27 protein-coding genes and 1 riboswitch are annotated in these 22489 nt (G+C 43.2%); of the genes, 12 read left to right on the forward strand and 15 right to left on the reverse strand.

What is annotated here, in order from left to right; all coding sequences use genetic code 11:
• Positions 1 to 6: 6 nt before the first annotated feature.
• Positions 7 to 1068, reverse strand: coding sequence for a polysaccharide deacetylase family protein (locus tag AC1DUD_RS10095; protein WP_477374192.1), 1062 nt, complete (start codon positions 1066 to 1068; stop codon positions 7 to 9).
• A 117-nt stretch (positions 1069 to 1185) separates the two neighbouring features.
• Between AC1DUD_RS10095 and AC1DUD_RS10100 the strand changes: the two genes are divergently transcribed.
• The 4 genes from AC1DUD_RS10100 to AC1DUD_RS10115 all read left to right on the forward strand — a co-directional run bounded on the left by AC1DUD_RS10100 (position 1186) and on the right by AC1DUD_RS10115 (position 3235).
• The gene (locus AC1DUD_RS10100) at positions 1186 to 1458 is read left to right on the forward strand and encodes a hypothetical protein (RefSeq protein ID WP_477374194.1); all 273 of its coding nucleotides are present in this window, start codon (positions 1186 to 1188) and stop codon (positions 1456 to 1458) included.
• The gene (locus tag AC1DUD_RS10105) at positions 1455 to 2216 is read left to right on the forward strand and encodes an MBL fold metallo-hydrolase (protein WP_477374196.1); all 762 of its coding nucleotides are present in this window, start codon (positions 1455 to 1457) and stop codon (positions 2214 to 2216) included. The genes AC1DUD_RS10100 and AC1DUD_RS10105 overlap by 4 nt, the downstream gene beginning before the upstream one ends.
• A gap of 72 nt (positions 2217 to 2288) precedes the next feature.
• Positions 2289 to 2729, forward strand: coding sequence for a BLUF domain-containing protein (locus AC1DUD_RS10110; protein WP_477374198.1), 441 nt, complete (start codon positions 2289 to 2291; stop codon positions 2727 to 2729).
• A gap of 83 nt (positions 2730 to 2812) precedes the next feature.
• Positions 2813 to 3235: a BLUF domain-containing protein gene (locus AC1DUD_RS10115; RefSeq protein WP_330861024.1), complete on the forward strand. Its 423-nt coding sequence runs from the start codon at positions 2813 to 2815 to the stop codon at positions 3233 to 3235.
• Positions 3236 to 3239: 4 nt separating this feature from the next.
• Here the strand turns inward: AC1DUD_RS10115 and AC1DUD_RS10120 are convergent, their stop codons facing one another.
• Together AC1DUD_RS10120 and AC1DUD_RS10125 are read right to left on the reverse strand one after the other, a co-directional pair.
• Positions 3240 to 3518 (reverse strand): DUF3072 domain-containing protein, encoded by a 279-nt coding sequence (locus AC1DUD_RS10120; RefSeq protein WP_477374201.1) that lies wholly within the window; start codon positions 3516 to 3518, stop codon positions 3240 to 3242.
• Between the two features lie 63 nt (positions 3519 to 3581).
• Complete coding sequence (locus tag AC1DUD_RS10125) at positions 3582 to 4049, reverse strand: hypothetical protein (protein WP_477374203.1); 468 nt, start codon at positions 4047 to 4049, stop codon at positions 3582 to 3584.
• Positions 4050 to 4235: 186 nt separating this feature from the next.
• Between AC1DUD_RS10125 and AC1DUD_RS10130 the strand changes: the two genes are divergently transcribed.
• Positions 4236 to 5813 carry a GDSL-type esterase/lipase family protein gene (locus AC1DUD_RS10130; protein ID WP_477374205.1) on the forward strand — a complete coding sequence of 526 codons (1578 nt, stop codon included), beginning with the start codon at positions 4236 to 4238 and terminating at the stop codon, positions 5811 to 5813.
• Positions 5814 to 5946: 133 nt separating this feature from the next.
• On the opposite strand, the gene AC1DUD_RS10135 is transcribed toward AC1DUD_RS10130, so the two are convergent.
• Positions 5947 to 6915 carry a glycoside hydrolase family 5 protein gene (locus AC1DUD_RS10135; RefSeq protein WP_477374207.1) on the reverse strand — a complete coding sequence of 323 codons (969 nt, stop codon included), beginning with the start codon at positions 6913 to 6915 and terminating at the stop codon, positions 5947 to 5949.
• Positions 6916 to 7074: 159 nt separating this feature from the next.
• On the opposite strand from AC1DUD_RS10135, the gene AC1DUD_RS10140 reads away from it, so the two are divergent.
• Entirely contained in the window at positions 7075 to 8340 is a 1266-nt protein-coding gene (locus AC1DUD_RS10140; RefSeq protein WP_477374209.1) for an alkaline phosphatase family protein, read from the forward strand.
• Between the two features lie 10 nt (positions 8341 to 8350).
• Complete coding sequence (locus tag AC1DUD_RS10145) at positions 8351 to 8854, forward strand: hypothetical protein (RefSeq protein WP_477374211.1); 504 nt, start codon at positions 8351 to 8353, stop codon at positions 8852 to 8854.
• Here AC1DUD_RS10145 and AC1DUD_RS10150 read toward each other — a convergent pair.
• Entirely contained in the window at positions 8846 to 9781 is a 936-nt protein-coding gene (locus tag AC1DUD_RS10150) for a DUF72 domain-containing protein (RefSeq protein ID WP_477374213.1), read from the reverse strand. The genes AC1DUD_RS10145 and AC1DUD_RS10150 overlap by 9 nt on opposite strands.
• 138 nt (positions 9782 to 9919) lie before the next feature.
• Positions 9920 to 10681 carry an SDR family NAD(P)-dependent oxidoreductase gene (locus AC1DUD_RS10155; RefSeq protein ID WP_477374215.1) on the reverse strand — a complete coding sequence of 254 codons (762 nt, stop codon included), beginning with the start codon at positions 10679 to 10681 and terminating at the stop codon, positions 9920 to 9922.
• Between the two features lie 228 nt (positions 10682 to 10909).
• A riboswitch (SAM riboswitch) is annotated at positions 10910 to 11024 on the forward strand.
• A 301-nt stretch (positions 11025 to 11325) separates the two neighbouring features.
• Here AC1DUD_RS10155 and AC1DUD_RS10160 point away from each other — a divergent pair.
• The gene (locus AC1DUD_RS10160; RefSeq protein ID WP_477374217.1) at positions 11326 to 11748 is read left to right on the forward strand and encodes a transmembrane 220 family protein; all 423 of its coding nucleotides are present in this window, start codon (positions 11326 to 11328) and stop codon (positions 11746 to 11748) included.
• Positions 11749 to 11971: 223 nt separating this feature from the next.
• Here AC1DUD_RS10160 and AC1DUD_RS10165 read toward each other — a convergent pair whose 3' ends face one another.
• Both AC1DUD_RS10165 and AC1DUD_RS10170 read right to left on the reverse strand, forming a co-directional pair.
• Positions 11972 to 12820, reverse strand: a complete 849-nt coding sequence (locus AC1DUD_RS10165; protein ID WP_477374219.1) for a transglutaminase-like domain-containing protein — start codon at positions 12818 to 12820, stop codon at positions 11972 to 11974.
• 4 nt (positions 12821 to 12824) lie between these two features.
• Entirely contained in the window at positions 12825 to 13562 is a 738-nt protein-coding gene (locus tag AC1DUD_RS10170; RefSeq protein WP_477374221.1) for a proteasome-type protease, read from the reverse strand.
• 841 nt (positions 13563 to 14403) lie between these two features.
• Here AC1DUD_RS10170 and AC1DUD_RS10175 point away from each other — a divergent pair.
• Both AC1DUD_RS10175 and AC1DUD_RS10180 read left to right on the forward strand, forming a co-directional pair.
• Positions 14404 to 15405, forward strand: a complete 1002-nt coding sequence (locus AC1DUD_RS10175) for a nucleoside hydrolase (protein WP_477374223.1) — start codon at positions 14404 to 14406, stop codon at positions 15403 to 15405.
• Between the two features lie 69 nt (positions 15406 to 15474).
• The gene (locus AC1DUD_RS10180; RefSeq protein WP_477374225.1) at positions 15475 to 15702 is read left to right on the forward strand and encodes a hypothetical protein; all 228 of its coding nucleotides are present in this window, start codon (positions 15475 to 15477) and stop codon (positions 15700 to 15702) included.
• Here AC1DUD_RS10180 and AC1DUD_RS10185 read toward each other — a convergent pair whose 3' ends face one another.
• Positions 15703 to 16452 carry a YdcF family protein gene (locus AC1DUD_RS10185; RefSeq protein ID WP_477374227.1) on the reverse strand — a complete coding sequence of 250 codons (750 nt, stop codon included), beginning with the start codon at positions 16450 to 16452 and terminating at the stop codon, positions 15703 to 15705.
• 101 nt (positions 16453 to 16553) lie between these two features.
• Here AC1DUD_RS10185 and AC1DUD_RS10190 point away from each other — a divergent pair, with 101 nt between their 5' ends.
• Complete coding sequence (locus AC1DUD_RS10190; protein ID WP_121231199.1) at positions 16554 to 16763, forward strand: YtxH domain-containing protein; 210 nt, start codon at positions 16554 to 16556, stop codon at positions 16761 to 16763.
• 20 nt (positions 16764 to 16783) lie between these two features.
• The gene (locus AC1DUD_RS10195) at positions 16784 to 17338 is read left to right on the forward strand and encodes an arylesterase (RefSeq protein WP_477374230.1); all 555 of its coding nucleotides are present in this window, start codon (positions 16784 to 16786) and stop codon (positions 17336 to 17338) included.
• A 157-nt stretch (positions 17339 to 17495) separates the two neighbouring features.
• On the opposite strand, the gene AC1DUD_RS10200 is transcribed toward AC1DUD_RS10195, so the two are convergent.
• The 6 genes from AC1DUD_RS10200 to AC1DUD_RS10225 form a co-directional block, all read right to left on the reverse strand.
• Complete coding sequence (locus AC1DUD_RS10200; protein WP_477374232.1) at positions 17496 to 17903, reverse strand: helix-turn-helix domain-containing protein; 408 nt, start codon at positions 17901 to 17903, stop codon at positions 17496 to 17498.
• 9 nt (positions 17904 to 17912) lie between these two features.
• On the reverse strand, positions 17913 to 19547 hold the full coding sequence (locus tag AC1DUD_RS10205) for an amidase (RefSeq protein WP_477374234.1): 1635 nt from the start codon (positions 19545 to 19547) through the stop codon (positions 17913 to 17915).
• A gap of 222 nt (positions 19548 to 19769) precedes the next feature.
• Entirely contained in the window at positions 19770 to 20468 is a 699-nt protein-coding gene (locus tag AC1DUD_RS10210) for a DUF1345 domain-containing protein (RefSeq protein ID WP_477374236.1), read from the reverse strand.
• Between the two features lie 65 nt (positions 20469 to 20533).
• Positions 20534 to 20737, reverse strand: a complete 204-nt coding sequence (locus AC1DUD_RS10215; RefSeq protein WP_112572483.1) for a YwbE family protein — start codon at positions 20735 to 20737, stop codon at positions 20534 to 20536.
• 170 nt (positions 20738 to 20907) lie between these two features.
• Positions 20908 to 22242: an argininosuccinate lyase gene (argH, locus tag AC1DUD_RS10220; protein ID WP_477374239.1), complete on the reverse strand. Its 1335-nt coding sequence runs from the start codon at positions 22240 to 22242 to the stop codon at positions 20908 to 20910.
• A gap of 51 nt (positions 22243 to 22293) precedes the next feature.
• Entirely contained in the window at positions 22294 to 22437 is a 144-nt protein-coding gene (locus AC1DUD_RS10225) for a hypothetical protein (RefSeq protein ID WP_477374241.1), read from the reverse strand.
• Between the last annotated feature and the right edge of the window lie 52 nt (positions 22438 to 22489).

Here is a 22489-nt window from a genome sequence, read left to right on the forward strand (position 1 = left end):
ACAAACTTACTCATTTCCCGCTTTAAGCCTCCGCTCCATCACCTCTTTCCAGGTGGTTAAAATAAAGCCTTTTTGCTTTAAATAAGCTTTTAGTCGCGGATCGGTCATGGCCAGCAGGTCGCCTTTTCGTTTTTGGCCTTCGTTACAGATATTCTTAAACTGCGGAGAGGGCTGTGTGCAGTGCATCAGCACCATCGTTAACCCGGGTGAAAAACGATCAAAATTTTCGATATAGTGGTCGGTGTACCATTTTTGCAATTCTTTATCGGTAGCTTTTTCAATATCGGGCATTACCCAGTCATAGCTTGAATTATCAAGATCATCCAATACAGGCAAGCCACCTTTCCACACCAGGTCGCCAAGTTCCCTCACTTTGTTCAGTTCTGCAGGTTCGGGGATGGTCATGCCTTCGGTGTATTTACCGTCTTTTTTAAGCTGTGTTATTGTAGCGTTTTTTGCTTCGGCCCGGTAAAAAAGGTCTTCGCCTCCGGGCAGCATTACCGGGATCTTCTTTTCAACCCCCAGGTTAATATATTTCTCAAGAAAGGAAGGCTTGGCAAATAAAGTTCCCATATGCGAGTCGAGATGCGTGGGTGCAAAACCCATAGCCAGCGCACGGTCGAGCTGGGCCCTTATTTCTTTGTCGATCTCATCAGGCATGGCCCGAAAATAAACGGCGGCAACCATCGGCCAAAACGCTCCTTCCTTATCCACCAATCCCGGCACCGCGGCTTTACCGGCAAGCGGGCCCCAGCGGTAATTTTGCCATTCGGAGGTGAGGGTCAAATGCAATCCGGCATCAATGCCCGGATGTTGATCCATATAATGTTCAAAATCTGGTACCCAGGGGCAGGGCATCATCACACTGGTTGATGTGGCTACGCCATCACCAATGGCTTTCTCCACCCCTTCGTTTGATTCATGCGACATACCTGCATCATCTACATGCAGAATAATTACACGTGCACCTTTTGGCCAGCCAAGCTTTTCGGCATAGGTTTTGGTTTGCTGGGCACAAACGGTTATGCCGAAAACAATACCGGCAATGGTAAGCAGTAAGTTCTTCATCCGGATAATTTTAGGATATAAAAGGTAGTTAAAAATAGAAATTTAATTACCAAATGTGACATGCAAATGCCAATTTAAGCCCTGCAAATACACACGTTTTTACTACTTTTGAAATTAATGCTTCCCGCAACTAACCATACACTCGAGAAACTGGAAATGCTGTTAAAAACAGCCGGTTACAGGGTGCGTTATGAAAAGGGCAACTTTAAAACGGGCGCCTGCCTATTGCTTAGCAGCAAAATGATCGTAGTGAACCGTTTCTCCAACCTGGAAAGCAAGATCCTTGCCCTGGTTGAGCTATTGCGCGAGCTTGAGGTGGATTACAAGCTGCTTGATGATAAACAAATCGCGTTTTTGCAGGAAATTAAACAAACAAAACTGCAGCTGTGACCATAACATTTTTAGGAACCGGAACATCGCAGGGAGTACCCGTTATTGCGTGTAACTGCGAGGTTTGTCTCTCAACAGATAAGCATGATAAGCGCCTGCGCAGTTCAATTCTAATTGAATCTGAAGATAAGGTCATTGCCATTGATTCGGGACCCGATTTCAGGTACCAGATGCTCCGTGCTAACGTGCAGCACCTGGATGCTATAGTTTTTACGCACGAACATAAAGATCATGTTGCCGGGATGGATGATATCCGCGCGTTTAACTACAAGCAAAACGTACCTATGGATATTTATGCAGATGAACGGGTGCAAAAAGCCCTGGCGCGTGAATTTCCCTATATTTTTGATGGTACAGGATACCCGGGTGTTCCGCAGGTAAATATGCATACCATTGGGTTTGATCCCTTTAATATTGGCAACGTTAAGCTCACTCCTATCGAGGTTTTTCATTACAGGCTGCCCATAAAAGGTTTCAGGGTTAAGGATTTTACCTACATCACTGATGCCAAAACAATCCTGGATGCTGAAAAGGAAAAGATAAAAGGCACCAGGAAATTAGTGATAAATGCCTTGCAAAAAGAAACGCATATCTCCCACTTTACGCTTGAAGAGGCTATTGTTTTTGCCAATGACATAGGTGCAGAAACCACCTATTTTACGCATATAAGTCACAGACTGGGCAAACATGCTGATGTATCCAAAGAGCTGCCTGCAGGTATTGAACTGGCTTATGACGGATTAAAATTAACAATTTAACGAACTCATAAATCCGCCGCCTCTTTTTCTTCGTAGTTACGAAAATAAAACAGCCCCTAATTTTATTTCCATATGGAGTATCTTGTATTTATTAGCACCGCTAAAAAGCTAATGAGCGATGATGAACTATTGGATTTGCTGCAATCAGCAAGGTTAAAAAACACCGAAAACAACATTACCGGAATGCTTCTTTATAGCGAAGGAACCTTTATGCAGGCTCTTGAAGGTGAAAAAGAAGATTTACACAGGGTTTACAATTCCATTCAAACCGATTTAAGGCACCGCAATATTATTGTGATGATCACAGGAATGCTTAACAAGCGAATTTTTTCTAAATGGTCGATGTCTTTCGCATCAGTAAACGCAGATGTACTTGAAATGATAGAAGGTTATTTAAACCCGGTAAAAATAAATTTCACCGATGAAAATAGTAACCACCCAACAGTTACCATGATTAAGACCTTTGCCGACAGTAACAGGCTTTTAACACCGGCCCTTACGCTGTTTAACTAAGCTATAAGCGGTTTTATACATAATCATCTATCGGTTTTGTGTATAAATCTTTATATATTAACCTGCTAATTGACCCTAATTTCATGGAATATCTTGTTTATGTAAGCACCGCTAAAAAGCTAATGAGTGATGCGGAATTATTGGACCTGCTACAAACAGCGCGAATAAAAAATGCAAAGTACAATGTTACAGGCATGCTCCTTTACAGTGAAGGCACCTTTATACAAGCGCTTGAGGGCGAAAAAGAAGATCTTTACACCATCTACAAAGCTATCGAACTCGATTTTCGCCATCGCAACATTATCCTGATGATAACAGGAAGTGTTGAAGAAAGGATCTTCCCTAAATGGTCTATGGCTTTTGCATCGGTAAATGCAGACGTGCTGGAATTAATAGAAGGCTATTTAAGCCCCTCGGCCAAAAATTTCATTGGCGACAATAACCACGCTACGGTTACCATGCTTAAAACCTTTGCTGCAACCAACAGGCTTTCCGTATCGTTTTAAAGGTTTAATTGTTTAAGCCGCGACCGGTTTTATGCTGAAGCTCATCTATCCGTTTAGATGCTTCGGCCTTGGTTAATGATCCGTCAAATTCCTCGCCGGCTTCGTCCGATAGTGTTTTAAGATAGGAATGCTGTGCGCCGGTCATGGGTTCATCGCCGGTTGTCCATTCGTCTGGGTCTTTTACTGTGTTTGAGCCTTTTATTTGATTTTGTTTGATAATTTCCTCATCATCCGATTCATCAAAAAATCCATTATCGGGTGTCTCATTTGGGTTAATAGCCATAACTGTTGTTTATAACTACAACCGCCGGGCTATCGCATTGTTTTTATGGGGAGGGCATTGAGGTCATAATTCAATAAAGCTCACCCTGTCAATAGTTCCCCTATATTGTTTCAAATGCCCTTTATCGCTTGTATCAACCACGCCCCTGATGGTTACTTTACGCTTATTCATTCGGATAAACTGACCATCGTTATAAGTAAACAAACCGATATGGGTTCCCGGCAGGTAAAGCGGGCAATCCTGGCTGAAATCAACCCACATAGCATCATGCAATGCATGGCTTGAGAAAAGGCTGTCATTAAAAAGTGCCGATTGCTCGTTCCCTTCCTTGTACTTTCCGCTCACCTCCACATACTGCTTATCGTATTTTTCAATATGATTAATGAGTTCGGTAAATGAAACCTTTTTATAGTCTTTGGAGACATTGCAATCGCTTTGGAAGATCTTTTTTTGTTTGGCGCATGCCCCAAGCAAAACCAACAACGGCAAAATCCGGAGCAGGTTTTTAATATGGATAATAGCCGCAATCATATAAATCAGGAACGTTTAAGATAGGGAAAATATCTGTCACTAAACCTTATAACAGATATTTTACAGCGAGGTTACAGATGTTGTGGCTATTACGTAATTTATCTTTGCTAAAACGTTTAGGCAGCTTGTTTCTTAGCTTAATGCTATTATTTTTGTATATCAACATTTAACCTGAATTAACCTCCCATGAAATTAAAACTGATAGGTACCTTACTCCTATTATCAGCATTTGGCGTACAAGCTCAGCAAAAAGTTATCCCGCTTTACCCCGGCGCAGCCCCTGGCTCCGAAAACTGGACCTGGAACGAAGGCGAAAGTGACAACAATGCTTTTAACACCAAAGTGGTTTACAACGTTACGCATCCATCATTGAGTGTCTTCCTTCCGGATTCGGCAATTAATACAGGTACCGCCGTGGTTATTTGCCCGGGTGGCGGCTTCCATACCCTCTCGATCAACAGCGAGGGTTACGATGTAGCTAAATGGCTCAACAAACAGGGCGTAACCTGCTTTGTATTGAAATACCGGCTGGCCCATAGTTTAACCAACGACCCGGTAAAGGAACTGATAGCCAAAATGGCCCAAAAAGATTTCCCAAAGCAAGTAGCCCCGATAGTCCCTCTGGGGATTGCTGATGCACGTGCGGCGCTCACTTATGTGCGCGAACATGCAGCTGAATATCATGTTTCGCCGCAGCGGATAGGGATCATAGGCTTCTCGGCAGGTGGAACGCTGGCCAGCGCAGCTGCTTTTAATTACACGGCCGCTAATAAACCTGACTTTGATGCTCCTATTTATGCCTACGTACCACCCGAACTGCTTTCAAAAATCTCTGACGATGCACCGCCAATGTTCATAGCTGCTGCTACAGATGACCAGCTTGGCCTTGCACCACACAGCGTGGAACTTTACAACAAGTGGCTGGCATCAAAACATAGCGCCGAACTGCACATGTATGTTAAAGGCGGCCATGGCTTCGGGATGCGCAAACAAAACTTACCTACCGATACCTGGATAGACCGTTTTAATGATTGGCTGGAATTACAAGGTTTATTAAAACCTGTTAACCCCCAATTAAAATCGGCTAAAGAACGAACTGAGCAATGGGAGGCTTACCATAAGCAATGGGAAGATGCATTTCATAAAGACTGGGCAAATACGGGTCGTTTCAAGGCTGATAATGATAAAATAAAAGCATCGGCCCCAAACCCTAAAAGCGTAGTTTACATGGGCGATTCCATTACCGACTTCTGGCTGAACAGGGATTCAACGTTTTGGAGCGGTAAACCATATTATGACCGCGGTATCAGCGGACAAACCACCACTCAAATGCTGGTACGTTTCCGCGAAGATGTGATCGATCTGAAACCGGGTGCTGTAGTGATCCTGGCCGGGGTTAATGATATTGCTCAAAACAATGGCCCTATAGCTATTGAAGATATCTTTGGTAATATTCAATCAATGGCGTTGCTGGCTAAAGCCGCCAATATTAAAGTGGTGCTGTGTTCGGTATTGCCTGCTCACGCTTTCCCATGGCGTCCTGGTATGGAGCCGGCCCAGAAAGTGATCCAGCTTAATGCCATGATCAAAGCTTTCGCCCATGCCAACAAAATGGTTTATGTAGATTACCACAGCGCCATGGCCGATGAGCGCAAAGGTCTGCCGAAAAACCTTGCTGCCGATGGTGTGCACCCAACTGTCGAAGGATACAGGATTATGGGGCCGTTGGTGGAGAAGGGAATTGCTGAGGCGTTGAAGAAATAAGCCCTTCTACCTACAAACCATCGTCATTGCGAGGAACGAAGCAATCGCGAACTGTACAGGGACACTTGCATAGCTGCTCTATGAGTAGGGGATTACTTCGTTCCTCGCAATGACGTTTCTTTTTAAATAACTCTTATTTATTCATCTCCCTCAACACATTCCTGATAAAGATCCCCGCGGGAGTTAAATTAGCTTCTGTCCAGCCGCCGTATGTGGGGGCGTTGTGTTGCAGCAGGGCGGTGGTTTCGTGTTTATCGGTTATGTTCCAGTTAGTCCAGCTTAGTTTATTGTCTTCCATCCATTTGAGCCATGTCTGGGTCTTTTGCAGGTTAAATTCACCATCACCGCTGGCTTCGCCAACTCCCCATTCGGTAATGATGAGTGGTAATTTCAGTGCGATGGCTTTATCAGCTTTTGCGCGTAATGCCTCCTGATGATATGGATCGCTGGCATAAAAGTGGAAAGAATAAGCTATGTTGCTGTAATCTTTGATCGGATCTGCAGCTGCAATGTCAACGTCCTGGTCCCAGTGGGGGCTGCCAACTACAATGATGTTATCCTTATCAAATTTGCGGATCACGGGGATGATCTGCAAGGCATAATCCTTAACCGTTTCCCAATCGGTTTTTTCGGGTTCGTTCCAAATCTCATAAATCACGTTGGGCACACCCGCATACTTTTTAGCCATCTGCCTGAAAAACTCTTTCGACTCATTCACGTGCTGATTTGAATGATGATCATGCCAGTCTATCAATACGTAGATCCCGCTCCTGATAGCTTGATCAACCCCATTAACAATTAGTCCCTTTTGCTCTTCGGGTTGCTGCAGGTAACCACTATCGGGCTGTACCCCCATTGAGGCGCGAATGATCGACGCTTTAAAATCATCTGCCAGCCAGCTTACTACACCAGGATTGTAATATTTACGCCCCTGCCAAAGCGACCATGAAAGACTGATCCCCCTCAACTGCGGGCCAGCACGGTGCTCGTTCACCAATTTACCGTCTTCTACTCTTAACTTTCCGTTTTGGGCAACAGGTGTTTGGGCTGATACAGGGTAGCTAAACAAAACTGATAATAAAAGCGCTATCAAGATTTTCATCTGCATTTAAATTAAAAGGAAAGTAATTTATAGCCACATTGCTGTTTTTATAGCAACATGTAAAAATTTGATTAGATAATGGTAAAAACGGCCAAAGTTTACCCGCTGTTATCATTCAGGTAATGCGGTTTATCTACATTCGCGCATCATTGTTTCCACATGAAAAAGTACAGTCTTTTTATAATTTGCCTTATATTGGGCACAGCCGCCTTCGCACAGGACACTACACAAAAAATAATCCCCAATCGTAAAAACAGCATAGCCCAGCAAAAAAAGCCCTATGTTATCCTGATCTCGGCTGATGGTTTCAGGTATGATTATGCTAAAAAGTATAACGCGCAGTATTTACTTTCCCTGAGCAGCGGCGGCGTACAGGCTGAATCCATGATTCCCTCATATCCTTCGGTAACTTTCCCTAATCATTATGCTTTAGTAAGCGGCTTATACCCATCACATTCGGGCCTGGTAAATAACTCATTTTACGACAGGGAGCGCCACGACAGCTACTCCATGAGCAACAAGCAAAAAGTGAGCGACAGCAGCTGGTACTTTGGCTCGCCGTTTTGGGTATTGGCCGAGCAGCAAAAAATGCTTTCGGCGAGTTTTTATTGGGTGGCTTCAGAAGCTGCCATACAAGGTATCAACCCAACTTATTACTATGTTTATAACGATAAGATAGCGATTCATGACCGGATCAGCGCCGTGGTAAACTGGCTGAAACTTCCCGAAGATAAACGCCCGCACCTTATCACTTTTTACTTTCCGCAGGTTGACCATGCCGGGCACCTATTTGGCCCCGATGCCCCCGAAACTGAACGTGAAGTACATTTTGTTGATTCGGCAGTTAATGAGTTAAACAAGGCCGTAAAGACCACCGGACTTGACGTTAACTTTATTTTTGTATCAGACCACGGTATGAGCAAGGTCGACCGTGAACATCCGATTGGTATTCCTGCAGCTATCGATACTGCCAAATTCAGGATCTCGGGCGATGGGATATTGGTTGAGCTTTATGCTAAAGATAAAACGGCCATCCAGTCAACTTATGACAAGCTCAAAACCGAAGCCAAAGACTACGAGGTGTACCTGAAAACCAATGTACCCGCCAATCTTCACTATAGCCAAACCGACGATTGGCACAACCGTATAGGCGATATTTTGCTGATCCCTCATTACCCGCTGATCTTTAATTTATGGAACAGCAAAAAAATAAATATCGGCTGGCATGGTTACGATCCCTATACAGTGAAAGACATGCATGCTACCTTCCTGGCCTGGGGACCGGCATTTGCAAGCGGCAAACAAATACCATCTTTTAAAAATGTTGATGTTTTTAATTTAGTAAATCGCATATTGGGGCTTAAATACAATGGCAAGGTTGACGGCACTGATCAACTCGCCAATGACATCCTCAGAAAAAACTAAAAGCATCTCCATGAAAAAAGTATTCAGGCTTCTGATCATCATATTATCTCCGCTGGCATTACATGCACAAAACCCGGTAGTAGTAAAACAACAGGCAACGTTAATGGCCCAAAGCATGACAAAGGGAGATTATAAGGGCATTGTTGATTATACCTATCCAAAAGCGGTGCAGATGGCCGGTGGTAAAGAAAAGATGACTGTCATGATTGGTACTGCTATGCAGCAAATGAAAGCCGCAGGTATCAGCTTTGAAAGCATTACGGTAGGCACGCCGGGCAAATTTTATAAAGCAGGAAAAGAAATTCACTGCCTGCTGCCCGAAACTATAGTTATGACAAGCTCCAAAGGCCGGATGGCAATGCACAGCAACCTGTTGGCAGTTAGCGGCGACGGCGGCAAAAGCTGGTCGTTCCTGGATATGAACAACTCGACTGCGGAGAAGGTGAAACAACTGATCCCGAACTTTAACCCGGCTTTAAAGATTCCACCGGCTACTACTGAGCCTTTACAATAACAGTGAGGTTTGGGCTGTCGGTTTATCGTCCCTTTGGATAAACCTGGGGCGCATTAATTGTGTGCCCAATGCTGCATTTAGTTTTTCAACAACATAATCGGCCAGTTCAGGCGAGTACCGTTCATCATGCTGGTGCATAAAAAACCATACCGATTTTAGGCCCTGATCCTTCCAGTTTTTGATCCGTTCAACCCATTCATCAACGCGGGCGTAATCTGTTGGGTGCAGGCTGTTGCCTACAAAGCGAATAAAAGTATGCGGCGTAGGTAAAGCCATATGTACCACATCCCGGCGACCGCTGGCATCGGTTATTATCGAACCAATGTTTAAATCACGGAAAAGGTTAAATACCCTATCGCGGTTTTCGGCGACGGCATACCAATCTTTATGGCGCAATTCAACAAATACAGGGATATCTTTTGGTAATTGTTCAAGATATGCCTTAAGCTCCGGGAAACTCTTCGGCGTGTAATTATCGCTTAACTGCAAAAACAGCGGACCAAGCTTATCGCCGAAGGCTAAAATACCTTCATAATAAGTAGTGGTAATATCCTCCGCGTTTTTTAACCTGCGAATATGGCTGATGCTCTGCGAAAATTTGGGGCAAAATTTAAAACCAGGATTGCTATCTGCTTTGGCTCCCCATTTGGCAATGGTATCAGGCCCGTAAACCTGGTAAAAGGTAGCATTAAGCTCTATACAATCAAAGTGCTTTACGTACTCGTCTAAAAAATTAGCGTCTTTGGTTTTTGGCGGATAGATCTTACCGACCCATTCCTTACGTCCCCATTTGGCACAGCCAACATGTACCTGAAGTGGCATATCATTTTTAGCGGCGGCAAGTGTATCAACAGTTATCTGCGGATCGGCCGGCAGGGTAAAATCAACCCTTGATAATTCTTCGTCAGTTACTCTACCAAATTCCATAATGCTTTTTTGTGCGAAAGATAGGAAATTGTCTGAATCAGAATTTACCGAATTTTTAAATTAACAGGATGCATTGCAGACAAATCACCTGATTCTGAAAATTCTTCAATCCTGTAAATTCTGATTCAGACAATCAATCTACAAAAACATCCCACCCGAAGCTTCAATACGCTGTGCATTGATCCAGCGGGCATCTTCTGTGCAGAGAAAAGCTACTACACCGCCAATATCATCGGGCTGACCTACCCTGCCCAAAGCGGTGGATTGTGACATCCTTTCTTCTAAACCCGGATGCGAATCGAATGCGGCTTTGGTAAAATCGGTTTGGATAATACCGGGGGCCACAACATTCGCAGCTATGCCACGACTGCCTAATTCTTTTGCCAAATATTTGGTGAATACTTCAATTGCACCTTTCATTGAGGCGTAGGCAGCGTATCCCGGTGTTGAGAAACGGGCCAGTCCGGTCGAAAAATTAATGATGCGGCCGCCATCGGCAATTACGGGTAAACTTTTCTGGGTTAAAAAGTAAACACCTTTAAAGTGCACATTGAACAGGTTATCAAAATCCTCCTCAGTAGTTTTTGCAAATGGCGATGCGGCATCAATACCCGCGTTATTGATCAGGAAATCAAAAGTTTCACGTCCCCATTTTTCATTCAATGTCGCTTTTAGGTCGGTAATAAAAGCATCAAAGGTGGATACAATACCCGTATCCAGTTGCAAAGCAGCAGCCTTCTGCCCTGCCGATTCAATTTCTGCAACAACAGCTTCTGCTTCTTCTTTTTTACTGCGGTAAGTAACAATTACGTCGATTCCTTTTTTGGCAAGATGCAGGGCGGCGTTTTTACCTAATCCACGGCTGCCGCCGGTTACAAGTGCTATTTTATTTGTTCCCATTGTGTTGTTTTTAAATGTTTTAACAATACAAAGGTGCAATAGTTAGCAACTAAAATTATGGTGACTACTTCAGATTAAATGGTGATCATTTCAGTTTTTTGAACTTGATTCATAACTGAAGAAAATAGCAATCTGAATAAAAAATAAAAATTCTACTTAAACTATAGGAATTATATAATTTGTTTTTATATTTGCACTGTCAACAACGACAAAACGTTCTTTTAATTTAACTTATCAAGAAAGACTGAGGGAAAGGCCCAAAGACGTCTTAGCAACCTGTACATCCGCATAATGTAAAAGGTGCTAATTCCTGCTCCTGTGCAAAACAGGAGAGAGATAATTATATCTACACCCCACAACCGATCTGATTAAGTGATTTTTTATAGTTTTCAAGTCGCGTGACCGAGAGGATAGGTGGGGGTCCGCAATACCCTAAACGGCAGTTCGAATCTGCCCGCGACATCAAATTTTCCCAAATAGTTTTTCATCCTGTATTTCCTAAGCCTGCTTTTTGCTGCAATCAAGCTGCACAAAAACTATTTTCGCACTTCAAAAAGTGCAAACTAAATCCCTATATTTAGCATTGCTTAACCTGCATTTAAGCAAGATAAACCGGTGTAAATTATTGCAATTGCTTTTTACTTATGAAGATCTTCAACATTGTATGGGTTGTACTTTTTATCATTTTTGCGGGTTTACAATATAACGACCCCGACCCTTACCTTTGGATGCCCATTTACCTGTATTGTGCCTGGTTTTGTTACCTGGCGGTTAAAAAGGAGTTTTACCCTATTGGTTATGCAGTTGGCATTATCACTTTTACAGGCTACGCAATTTATAAGATATTTGATAATAACGGCCTTATCGACTGGTTTGAATATCACCACGCCGAAAGCCTTGTACAAACCATGAAAGCCGAAAAGCCCTGGGTTGAAGAAGTACGTGAATTTTTCGGATTACTGATCTGTGTGGGGGTACTGGCGGCTAACTGGGTTTATGGGGTAAAGCAGCGTAAAAAAGTACCGGCAAAAAAGGGAAACGATAAGAGTTTAGCAAAGAAGCGCTAAAAATGCATTTACAAATAATAAAGAATCGTCATTGAGAGGTACGAAGACAACCGACCGAAGGGAGCTCATTAATACCTATAAAAAACAATTATAATTATTAATAATCCCCGATTGGCAGGTCCGCCCTGTATAATTTGGGATTGCTTCGTACCTCGCAATGACGGCGAGAGATGTCACTTTTTCCATTGTTGTCTTATTTGAGGCAGCAGTGCCTGCCATTCTTTTACAAGTACGATAATCCCTTAAATTCACTATCGCCATAATAAAAGGGCGCAAAGCCATCTTCGACAAGCTCACAACTTACCTGCATAGTAGTAAAGGTGACATCACCAAAAATATTGGCTATGGCCGAATCCGCAGCGTCATGGCCGGTAGCTATTTTGATAAGACCATTCAAAGGCACCAGTCGCGTGGCATCAAAAAGCACCCATTTGCCCCCAAGATAAGCTTCAAAACAGGCATGAAAATCGGCTGGTTTAAGATGATAGGCATAACCCGTAAAGTAACGTGCAGGTATAGTCAGCGCACGGCAAAGGGCTATGCCCAGGTGCGCGAAATCACGACAAACGCCGGCCTGTTCAGTCACCGTATCAAAAGCCGATGTTTGCGAATTGGTTGAGCCGCTTAAGTATTGGACGTTTTTATGAATCCAGTTGGTTAATTCAACTACCTGCTCAAAGGGGTTGGTGATATGCCCGAACATATTGTGCGCAAGGCGGTATAGCTTATCCGATTGGCAGTAACGGCTTGGATTTAAATATGGCAGCACCGGTGAGGGCAGCTCTGAAACATGAGTTTCCTGCAGGTTGCCAAAATCGGTTATTTCATAACAATTATCAACGGTGGCCTTGTAAGTAACTTTAACATTGGGCGTATCGGCAGTTACCTCAAAACGCACCAAGCGGTTTTCGCCCTGCAAGGTTTGCAACTCCTCAAACTTAATGTAGGGTTCTAAAGCAAATTCCTCACTTATTACTGTTTGATTTGGGCTGCGTAAAGCATGTATATTTAAAATCAATGTGCCCGGCGACCGTACTACATATTCCATTTGGGTAAACACATCGAATTTCATGTTATCAGCTTTCTGTTTTTATTTCTTCTAATTTGTTAAATGTGGCATCCATCCAATCCTCCGAGATATGATCGAGGGCCAGTTTCAGTTCTTCGGCCCATTGGCTTGAGATATGCTCCAGGTCCTGCTTATTATAACGTTGCTCAACAATATTGAAGCTGTCTTTCTTATAAACGGCTACATCTATCGGAAAATCGACATTATTTGAACTTACCCTTGTTGAATCGAACGAAAGAAAACCCGTTTTCAGCGCCAGCTTCAGGCTCGAATTTTCATCAAGGATGCGATTAAGGATAGCCTTGCCATGGCCCGAATTACCAATAACCACGTAAGGTGCCCCCTGCCCTAACTCCACCCAGTTTCCTTCCGGGTACAACAAAAAAAGCTTATGCTCGTCGTCATCGCGTAATTGTCCGCCTATGATGGTGTTTAAGTCAAATCTCAAACCGGCAGCATCAAGGGAAACTTTATCTTCTTGGGCTGCACGTTTTACCTGTTCGCCAAAGGCATTCACAGCTTTGTACATTTTATTGAACTCGGCTGTTTCCAATAATTCGTTAAAATAGATCACGGCCTTATCGCGTACCGAGCGCAAGCCGCTGGTCATGATAAACAGTGAAAAATGATCTTTTTGTTCTATAGTGATCTTCTTTTTTACAGTGGTATCGGTTCCCGAAGTTATGCGGGTATCAGCAATAGCCAATAAACCCTCTTTAACTTTAATTCCCAGGCAATAAGTCATTTGATTCAGCGTGCTTCGTTATAAATTTATACTTGCCAAAGTAATTAAATAATGCGAGATTTATTAACAACTTCTTAATTACAAACATCTATATATCAGTTAAGTCAACGCTCCTATAAATCGCTTGAGGGGATAAACTAATTTAAAAAAATGAACCTCGAAAACCATCGCAGCCCAGGGGACCTCTAAAATTAAATTCTGATTTAATTAACTGCTTAAAGATATAGTCTTTTATCCTAACAAGAAAACTCCAAAAAAACTACTTTATACATTAATATTCCTATCTTGTTTAAAATCTATCTCCATGCACTACTCGCAACAGGAAATAAAACCGATTTTAACCACTCTCAATAAAAATAAATATTATGAAAAGTTCTCCTATCAAGATTCGAAGTCGAAATACAGTTTGAAATTTTCATTCGGCATAACTAAAAATGTCAAGTTCTCAATATTGCTTATTCAAGGCCATGTGCAGTTTCTTGTAGATGGTGTCGAAATAAATGAGTTATCAGCAGCAGTAGTTAACATGCAGCATTTAAGGCAAATTTTAGAGACAAAGAAAATTAAAATTGAAAATCAATTCAATATGTTGATAAGAGACTAAAAATCTCTAATGAGCCAGCTTTCTGAGCACCCAGGCTAAAAGAAAGAGCCCGAAGCTTAAAATGCTGCAATTGGCGGCACAATCTCGATTTGATTACTCAATGGCGCCCCTTGTAATTAAATCGATTAGAAGGGTCTTTTTAATAAATACGAATTTATTTACTTAAATTCGTATAACTAATAACCTATTAATAAACCAGTTACATAAATTTTATCTTTTTAGATTTAATTGCATAAAATGAATTTCAAATCAGCATTACCTATCCTGTTATTGATTTTTACAATAAACATTGCCCAGGCGCAAAAACATAACGCTATCCCCGTTATTTTCGACACAGATATTGCCGGCGATTACGACGATGTAGGCGCGATGGCTTTGCTGCATGCTTTTGCAGACAAGGGTGAGGTTAAAATACTGGCTACCATTTCATGCAATGCCTTTGAAACTACCGCTCCAACCATCAGCGTGCTCAATGCTTATTTTGGCCGCCCGGATATCCCCATAGGTATAGTGAAAAAGAACAAGCCCAATAAAGATTGCCCTCAAAAGTGGGCTCAGGCTATCATTGCCGGGTTTCCTCACCATATCAAATCAAACAGCCAGGCAACTGAAGCAGTAGCACTTTACCGCAAGATACTGGCAAGCCAGGCTGATGGCAGTGTAACTATTATTTCGGCTGGCTTTTTCACCAACCTGGCCGATCTGCTTGGTTCAGGAGCCGATAAATACAGTCCTTTAACCGGTGTACAGCTGGTAAAACAGAAGGTAAAAAATCTGGTATCCATGGCTACCGGAATAGGTACCGATGGCAAAACTTTTAGCGAATACAATGTAAATGTGGATGCCGCTTCGGCACAGGAAGTTTTTAAAAACTGGCCTACCCCGATAACGCTTAGCGGTTTTGAAATTGGCGAAAAAATCCTGACCGGAATTCGGCTCATCAACAATTACTCGATACAAAACAGCCCGGTAAAAGACGCGTTTCAGATTGCCCTCGCAAAAGATAACAACACTGTTGGCCGCAATAGCTGGGACGAAACGGCCGTACTAACAGCCATCAGAGGGCCGAAACCCTATTTTACCTACCGCAAACTCAATATGGAAATAAAGGACGACGGTACCGATGTAGTGATACCGGGCGAAAAATTTTTATACCTTCAATTTGCTATGGAACCCGATGCCATTGCAAAAGATATTGAACAACTAATGATGCACCAGCCGGTTAGAAAAAAGAAGTAGTAAATACTATCAAAATACCAACTACTTGGTATTGAATTTTCAGCGAATTGATGGCACCTTAGTTTCATCATGAATAAACCAATTAAAATCCAGGTGGCTATCTTTTGCGAGCCGTGCATCATCTGCGGCAGCAGGCCTGTTATAGCACAGTCTAAAGGGAAATTTATTGTAAGATGCGGCGCTAACGCCGATCATTATCAAACTCCACCCGGACTGGTTGACATAGCCAACTGGAATAAACATAATCACCCGGACCCAGATATCACCCCTTCCACGAGGTATCTTAAACACGGCTGATCATTTGAAGTACCGGGTTACCACATAACCGATAGCTTCCTTAATATATGATCCCCAGCCGGCCAAAGCGCCAGCATTCGGAAGGAAATCGTCGAAGGATACTGAAAGCCTGCGACTGGAAAAATTGCAGGGATATGCAATCACATCAATCCCCTGCTTTTTAAATATCATCATGGAGCGCCGCATATGAAATGCCGAGGTAACCAGTAAATAAGGCCCCTTAAGCTTATACTGCTGTAAAAGCACCTTTGAAAAGGCGGCATTTTCAATTGTGTTACGTGATTTAGGCTCGGTTATTACACAGCTATCCGGAACCTGCATTTCCCTGAGTTGCCCTTTTACCCAATCTGCCTCCCTAAATGCAGTTGGCATTAACAGGCCGTTTCCGCCCGTCATCAGAAGATACTTAACCTGGCCGGTTTTCTGTAATCGTACCCCTTGGATAAACCTGTCAGCAGCAGTATTAAAAAAACCTCCCCCACTGCCATCTTCCGAACTAAAACCACCAAGTACTATGGCGCAAGTATATTTTTTGCTAACCGGTGTATCGGTTTCCCTTATATCCCAGCACCAGCTTACTATATTAAGTAACAACGAATTAGAAAAAATATAAAGTACGATAATACCTGTAAGCAAAAATTTTTGTTTACGTTTTACGTTCTTTGAAAAAAGGGCTACCAATAAAAATGCGAATACCCATAAAAGCAAGTTCATTAAAAATGAAAGCACTTTTGAAAATATAAAAAACATATCGTGGCTATTGTGTTTAAGTACTTCAAATATAGAAGCTTTTAGTAAGCAGGTAACAAACTGGCATTATCATTGTCATATATTATAAAAGAAAATAAATTATGGGCTTTATCAAAACTCTTGCTATAGGTGCTGCAGTTGCTTACGGAATAAATTACGTAACCAAAAAAGGGCCTGACGGTAAATCAATTATCGACAACCTGGTTGACAATGCTCCTGACTGGGCCGACCGCGCTAAAAAATATGGCGAACTTACTTTGGAACAAATTGCTGTACGCACTCAAAATTTCAGAGATAACAGCAGGCGTTAATTTGTCCTGCTTTATACTTTATGCACAACATACTATTTTTTGGCGATAGCCTAACGGCAGGTTACGGCCTTAACAATGCCAAAACCGAATCATTACCTGCGCTCATCCAGCAAAGGATTCTTTCAGAAAATTTAGCATATCATGTTATTAACGGGGGGCTTAGCGGCGATACCTCTTCGGGAGGCCTTTATCGGCTGGACTATTGGATCAACCGCCCGATAACTGTATTTGTGCTGGAACTGGGAATTAATGATATCATCAGGGGGATTCCGCCTCAAACTACGGCCAATAATTTACAAACCATAATTGACAAGGTTAAACAAAAACATCCCGATGTTAAAATTGCCCTGATGGGAATGGAGATCCCCGCTTTTATCCCCGGCGCATTTGCAGCACAGTTTAAAGCCATCTTCCGCAAGCTTGCCGAAACAAATAATATCGCCTTTGTACCGTTTTATTTACAGGATGTTGCCGGGATAGCCAACCTTAACCTGCCCGACAGACTTCATCCTAATGCAGAGGGCTATAAGATTATAGCTAATAATATTTGGCCAGTGATAAAAGGGGTGTTATAGAAGAAGCTGATAATGGTCATTGCGAGCGATAGCGTACAATGACATATTATACAGTGCTTCCGTGCGATTGCCGCGTAGTCTCTCCCGCTCGTAGCCCACGACAGGCTCCTCGCAATGACATCAATCTACTAACTATTTATCCTGTAATCCTTTAATCCTAAAAATCATGGTTCAGCTTCCCCATCAGCCATTGCTCCCGGTATTGCTTCGGTGTTACTCCCTCAAAACGTTTAAAAAACTTGGTAAAATTTGATGGATCGAAGGTAAGTCTGCTCGCTATTTCGGCTACACTCACTGTGCTATCTTTAAGCATCGCTTTTGCAATTTCCATGATCTTTTCCTCGAAAAAGAAACAAGGATGTTTCCCGGTAGTCAGTTTGATGGTATTGCTTAAATGTGTAGGATGGATATGCATTCCATCGGCAAAATCACGGATCTCGTACATATCCAATACGCGGTTGTTCAGCACATCGTCCAGATGTTTATCGATAGCCTTCAAATAGTCGGCTGTAATTTCATGCTGACGAGCCAGTATCTTCTTCGGAACAGAGAGCGGTGCTTCCATCATACAAAATTAAGCAAACAGATCGGGCTTAAACAGTGGTGCCACCCGCTTTTTAGATGCCTGTTCATAGGCATACCCTAACTTAATGATGTCCCCGTCCTTATATGCCGTGCTAAAAAACGACAACCCAATCGGCAAGCCATGTGCCAGGCCCATGGGCACTGTAATGTGCGGATAACCCGCCATAGCCGCCGGTCCCGAAAAACCGAAACCATTATCATAGTCGCCATTCACCAGGTCAATACATACCGCAGGGCCATTAGTTGTACCAATAATGGCATCAAGCTTATATTTGGCAAGCATGTCATCAATAACCTTGCGTGTGCCGGTATTTGTTTGTTTTACAGCATCCAGATACTCCTTACTGTTCAGATCACCTTTGGCCTGGGCCTGCTCCAGAATCTCCTGTTTAAAAAAAGGCATTGCTTTGGCTTCATTCTGTTTATTATAAGTAATAACATCCGTCAACGTTTTTATTTTGCTGTTGGCGTTGCCAAGGTATTGGTTAAGGCTGTCTTTAAATTCATAAAGCAGCACGTTAAACTCATTGTTGTTTATGGTTTTCAGTTCTTTATACAACTCTATCTCCACTACTTCAGCGCCTTTGCTTTTCAGGGTTTTGATAGCATCCTGCAATAATGCAACAACAGCCGGGTTATCATTAAGCGCTGTTTTCTCAATACCGAGGCGCTTGCCTTGTAAGCCATTAACATCTAAAAATTTAGTATAATCTGCCTCAACTTTGTCTTTACTGCCAAGCGTTGCCAGGTCAAGCGTATCTAAACCGGTAAGTGCGCCAAGTAATATAACGGCATCTTTAACCGTACGTGCCATTGGCCCGGCGGTATCCTGCGTTTTAGAAATAGGGATAATGCCCGATCGGCTCCACAAGCCAACTGTTGGCTTAATGCCCACTAAACCATTAACCGATGCCGGTGAAACTATAGATCCATTGGTCTCGGTACCGATACCTATAACGCAAAGATTGGCTGCTACGGCTGTTCCAGTACCGGCGCTTGAGCCGCTGGGGTTCCTGTCTAAAATATAAGGGCATTTGGTTTGCCCTCCCCTGCTGCTCCAGGCACTTGTCGAATGCGTTGAACGAAAGTTCGCCCATTCGCTTAAGTTGGTTTTACCCAATATCACCGCCCCTGCCTCACGAAGCTTATGCACGATAAATGCATCCTGCTTGGCAAAATTATCAGCTAAAGCTAATGAACCTGCTGTGGTGTGCATATTATCGCCGGTGTTGATGTTGTCTTTGATCAGCACGGGTATACCGTGCAGCGGGCCGCGCACTTTACCACTTCCACGTTCCCTGTCCATCGCATCGGCCATGTTCAGGGCATCTTTATTAAGCTCAATAACCGAGTTAAGCATAACGCCTTTTTTATCAATCTGATCTATGCGTTTCAGGTACAGTTCGGTGATGAGCCTGGAAGTGAACTGTTTGCTATGCATTTTTTGCTGCAGATCAGTAATGGTCATTTCGCTCAGCTCAAATATATCGTCCTTACTGTTCTCGGCGGCAACAGTATCATCCGCTTTATTTTCGGCAGATGGTTGGTTGCAGGAAGCCGCCACTAAAGTGGAGATCGTTAAGCCAGCCAGTGAACCGGTTTTAAGGAAATTTCTTCTGTGCATAAATGTTTAAAATAAAAGGCGTTACAAGTAACAAAATATTTAACTATTTTGAAAGGTGCGGAGGGCGTAGATAGTTAAATGTTACAATAGTAAGAATAATCGGATAGATGTCATGCTGAGCCTGTCGAAGCATGGTGGGCAGGCCCCTGCGCACAAGTCTTCAACAAGCTCAGACTGACAGTCCCTCGTTTGATACAAGTTTATGAGATGACGTTTTTCTTTTTACTTAGATACCATACCCGATATCACATTAATGCTCAAGGCAACTATAGCCGTATTAAAGGCGAAAGAAATCAACCCGTGCAGCCAGGCCAGGCGGCGGATAGAACGGGCAGAGATCTCTACGTCAGATACCTGGAAGGTCATGCCTACAACGAATGAAAAGTATACAAAATCGAGATAATCCGGCTCTTTTTCATCGCCCGGAAATTCGAGGCCGCCGAGGTGTTTTAATTTTTTATCATCATCAGGATCAGTTGCGTAGTACATATGGGCATAACGCAGCGTAAATATAGTATGTACCAACCACCACGAAACTATTACCGAAGCCATAGCCAGCAAAACCCTTGCTGTAACTACCGCATCTGATTGGTTCTTTGTTGATAACAGCAGGAGCATAATAGCCAGCAAACTCATCAGCGATGCCACGATCACAAATAAAAATATCAATGTACGACTGGAATCTTCTATACTGGCTATCTTACGGATCTCGGCCGGATGAGCGGTAAGGATTATGATCCAATCCATAATAATGACGCACAGGCCGAATGCTATCCAGGTGATTAACACCGTGGTAGGCGCCGTAAAGTTAGACCATGTAAAGAATAGCACTATCGCACTTACCCCTAATGAAATGAGCAGCCGGTGATGTGCATCTAACCGTAAAAATACTTTCTGCTTGGTTTTTGGGATCTTCGGCATGGATGGTTTTTAAGTTCTACCGTAAATATGGCGATGATTAGTGTAGAATTGATGAAGATAATGATTTAATCTTCCTCCTCCACTATCCAGGCCACACGGCCTACCTGCCCGTCGTCAAGCTGTACCTTGATCCCGCGTGAATGGTACGCCGCGCTGGTGAGCAACCGTTTTACAAAGCCGCGGGTGAGTGTTCCCGTACGCTGATCTTTCTTTAAGATAATGTCAACCTCAAGGCCGGGATATATATCGCTTCTGTTTTGTCCGTTCATGACCGTTGATTTTTTTGATTAGGTTGATTTCGCTGATTAAATCTTACCGTCATTGCGAGGTACGAAGCAATCCCCAAGAAGCAGAGCGGCTATGCAAATCTGCTCTGTACAGTTTGGGATTGCTTCGTTCCTCGCAATGACGATGCTTGATAAGATAGTATTTTATTATTTTACTCAACCAACCCTTTTATCGCCTGCTCCACCTTTCCGAAATCAAAATTACTGATCAGCTTATCAAAAGCTGCGGAGATCTGTTCATTACCCAAATTACCGATGCTGCCCTCATGAGTATGGCTCACCGTTTTATCAGGATTGAAATCACCGGCTTCAATAGCTAAACCAACCTGTTTATATGCATCGCGGAATGGTGTGCCGCTTAATGTTAAACGGTTCACCTCCTCCACGCTGAACAGATAGGCATATTTGGCATCATTCAGGATATCGGTTTTTACAGTGATATTTTGTAGCATGAAGGTTGCCATTTGCAGGCAGTGCTTCAAATCGGCAAAGGCTGGGAACAACAATTCTTTTAATAATTGCAGCTCGCGGTGATAGCCCGATGGCAGGTTGGTGGTCATCATAGCCACATCTGTAGGCAGGGCCTGCAGGCGATTGCATTTGCCGCGCATAATTTCCCAAACGTCCGGGTTCTTTTTATGTGGCATGATGCTGCTGCCGGTGGTAAGTGCATCCGGATAGCTTACAAAAGCAAAGTTCTGGCTTAAATATAGTGCCTGATCCATAGCCATTTTGGCTAATGTAGCGGCAATTGAAGAAATAGCCTGCGCAATGACACGCTCGGTTTTACCGCGCCCCATTTGCGCGTAAACAACGTTATAATTAAGGCTATCAAAACCTAAAAGCTGCGTAGTTAAAGTACGGTTTAGCGGGAACGATGAACCGTAACCAGCTGCCGAACCCAGGGGATTTTTATTAGTGATGCGGTAAGCCGCTAAAACCAGTTCCAGATCATCAGCCAAACTTTCTGCATAAGCGCCAAACCACAGACCGAAAGATGATGGCATGGCCACCTGCAGGTGGGTATAACCCGGCAGTAAAACATCTTTATGTTTTTCGCTCAGTTCAATCAACTGGCGAAACAGCGTTTCGGTACTTTCAACAACTTCCTGCAACTGATGGCGGAAAAAGAGTTTAAGATCAACCAAAACCTGGTCGTTACGTGAGCGGCCGCTATGGATCTTTTTGCCGGCATCGCCTATACGCTGGGTAAGCAACAGTTCAACCTGCGAATGCACATCTTCTACATGCTCATCGATCTTAAACCCACCTTTGGCAATATCGGCATAAATATTCTTCAGCTCATGCTGAACAAGCTCCAGATCGGCATCGTCCATAAGCCCTACACTTTGCAGCATGCGGGTATGGGCGAGGGATCCTAAAACATCAAACGCCGCCATTTGCTCATCAAATTCGCGGTCGCGCCCAACAGTAAAGTTTTCAACCAGTTCGTTAACGTTGGTAGTTTTTTGCCATAGCTTGCTCATGGTGCAAATGTATAAAAGCTACTTGTAAAAGTGAGTAAAACTGTGTAAAAGCTAACCGCCACCGCCTGGCTCCAGCCGAGTGGTTATTATTTCCAGGCCTTTGGCCTTTTCTTTATCACGTCGGCCATAGCCGTGGGGTAGTTGCCACTCGGCTGGAGCCGAGCGACGGCGTGCTGTAATTCTCCTGATAATCATTAAATCCCATAAATCATGGTTCAACAAACAAGACAGTACAGGATGCAAATCC

The sequence above is a fragment of the Mucilaginibacter sp. P4_A11 genome (assembly GCF_056402535.1).

Excerpts from the sequence above, each read along its gene's own strand:
- AC1DUD_RS10195 (WP_477374230.1), top strand. The coding sequence starts at position 16,784 with ATGCACAACATACTATTTTTTGGCGATAGCCTAACGGCAGGTTACGGC.
- AC1DUD_RS10100 (WP_477374194.1), top strand. The coding sequence starts at position 1,186 with ATGCTTCCCGCAACTAACCATACACTCGAGAAACTGGAAATGCTGTTA.
- AC1DUD_RS10180 (WP_477374225.1), top strand. The coding sequence starts at position 15,475 with ATGAATAAACCAATTAAAATCCAGGTGGCTATCTTTTGCGAGCCGTGC.
- AC1DUD_RS10125 (WP_477374203.1), bottom strand. The coding sequence starts at position 4,049 with ATGATTGCGGCTATTATCCATATTAAAAACCTGCTCCGGATTTTGCCG.
- AC1DUD_RS10115 (WP_330861024.1), top strand. The coding sequence starts at position 2,813 with ATGGAATATCTTGTTTATGTAAGCACCGCTAAAAAGCTAATGAGTGAT.
- AC1DUD_RS10215 (WP_112572483.1), bottom strand. The coding sequence starts at position 20,737 with ATGAACGGACAAAACAGAAGCGATATATATCCCGGCCTTGAGGTTGAC.
- AC1DUD_RS10150 (WP_477374213.1), bottom strand. The coding sequence starts at position 9,781 with ATGGAATTTGGTAGAGTAACTGACGAAGAATTATCAAGGGTTGATTTT.
- AC1DUD_RS10225 (WP_477374241.1), bottom strand. The coding sequence starts at position 22,437 with ATGATTATCAGGAGAATTACAGCACGCCGTCGCTCGGCTCCAGCCGAG.
- AC1DUD_RS10120 (WP_477374201.1), bottom strand. The coding sequence starts at position 3,518 with ATGGCTATTAACCCAAATGAGACACCCGATAATGGATTTTTTGATGAA.
- AC1DUD_RS10130 (WP_477374205.1), top strand. The coding sequence starts at position 4,236 with ATGAAATTAAAACTGATAGGTACCTTACTCCTATTATCAGCATTTGGC.
- AC1DUD_RS10185 (WP_477374227.1), bottom strand. The coding sequence starts at position 16,452 with ATGTTTTTTATATTTTCAAAAGTGCTTTCATTTTTAATGAACTTGCTT.
- AC1DUD_RS10160 (WP_477374217.1), top strand. The coding sequence starts at position 11,326 with ATGAAGATCTTCAACATTGTATGGGTTGTACTTTTTATCATTTTTGCG.
- AC1DUD_RS10190 (WP_121231199.1), top strand. The coding sequence starts at position 16,554 with ATGGGCTTTATCAAAACTCTTGCTATAGGTGCTGCAGTTGCTTACGGA.
- AC1DUD_RS10210 (WP_477374236.1), bottom strand. The coding sequence starts at position 20,468 with ATGCCGAAGATCCCAAAAACCAAGCAGAAAGTATTTTTACGGTTAGAT.
- AC1DUD_RS10135 (WP_477374207.1), bottom strand. The coding sequence starts at position 6,915 with ATGAAAATCTTGATAGCGCTTTTATTATCAGTTTTGTTTAGCTACCCT.
- AC1DUD_RS10205 (WP_477374234.1), bottom strand. The coding sequence starts at position 19,547 with ATGCACAGAAGAAATTTCCTTAAAACCGGTTCACTGGCTGGCTTAACG.
- AC1DUD_RS10200 (WP_477374232.1), bottom strand. The coding sequence starts at position 17,903 with ATGGAAGCACCGCTCTCTGTTCCGAAGAAGATACTGGCTCGTCAGCAT.
- AC1DUD_RS10145 (WP_477374211.1), top strand. The coding sequence starts at position 8,351 with ATGAAAAAAGTATTCAGGCTTCTGATCATCATATTATCTCCGCTGGCA.
- argH (WP_477374239.1), bottom strand. The coding sequence starts at position 22,242 with ATGAGCAAGCTATGGCAAAAAACTACCAACGTTAACGAACTGGTTGAA.
- AC1DUD_RS10140 (WP_477374209.1), top strand. The coding sequence starts at position 7,075 with ATGAAAAAGTACAGTCTTTTTATAATTTGCCTTATATTGGGCACAGCC.
- AC1DUD_RS10110 (WP_477374198.1), top strand. The coding sequence starts at position 2,289 with ATGGAGTATCTTGTATTTATTAGCACCGCTAAAAAGCTAATGAGCGAT.
- AC1DUD_RS10170 (WP_477374221.1), bottom strand. The coding sequence starts at position 13,562 with ATGACTTATTGCCTGGGAATTAAAGTTAAAGAGGGTTTATTGGCTATT.
- AC1DUD_RS10175 (WP_477374223.1), top strand. The coding sequence starts at position 14,404 with ATGAATTTCAAATCAGCATTACCTATCCTGTTATTGATTTTTACAATA.
- AC1DUD_RS10095 (WP_477374192.1), bottom strand. The coding sequence starts at position 1,068 with ATGAAGAACTTACTGCTTACCATTGCCGGTATTGTTTTCGGCATAACC.
- AC1DUD_RS10165 (WP_477374219.1), bottom strand. The coding sequence starts at position 12,820 with ATGAAATTCGATGTGTTTACCCAAATGGAATATGTAGTACGGTCGCCG.
- AC1DUD_RS10155 (WP_477374215.1), bottom strand. The coding sequence starts at position 10,681 with ATGGGAACAAATAAAATAGCACTTGTAACCGGCGGCAGCCGTGGATTA.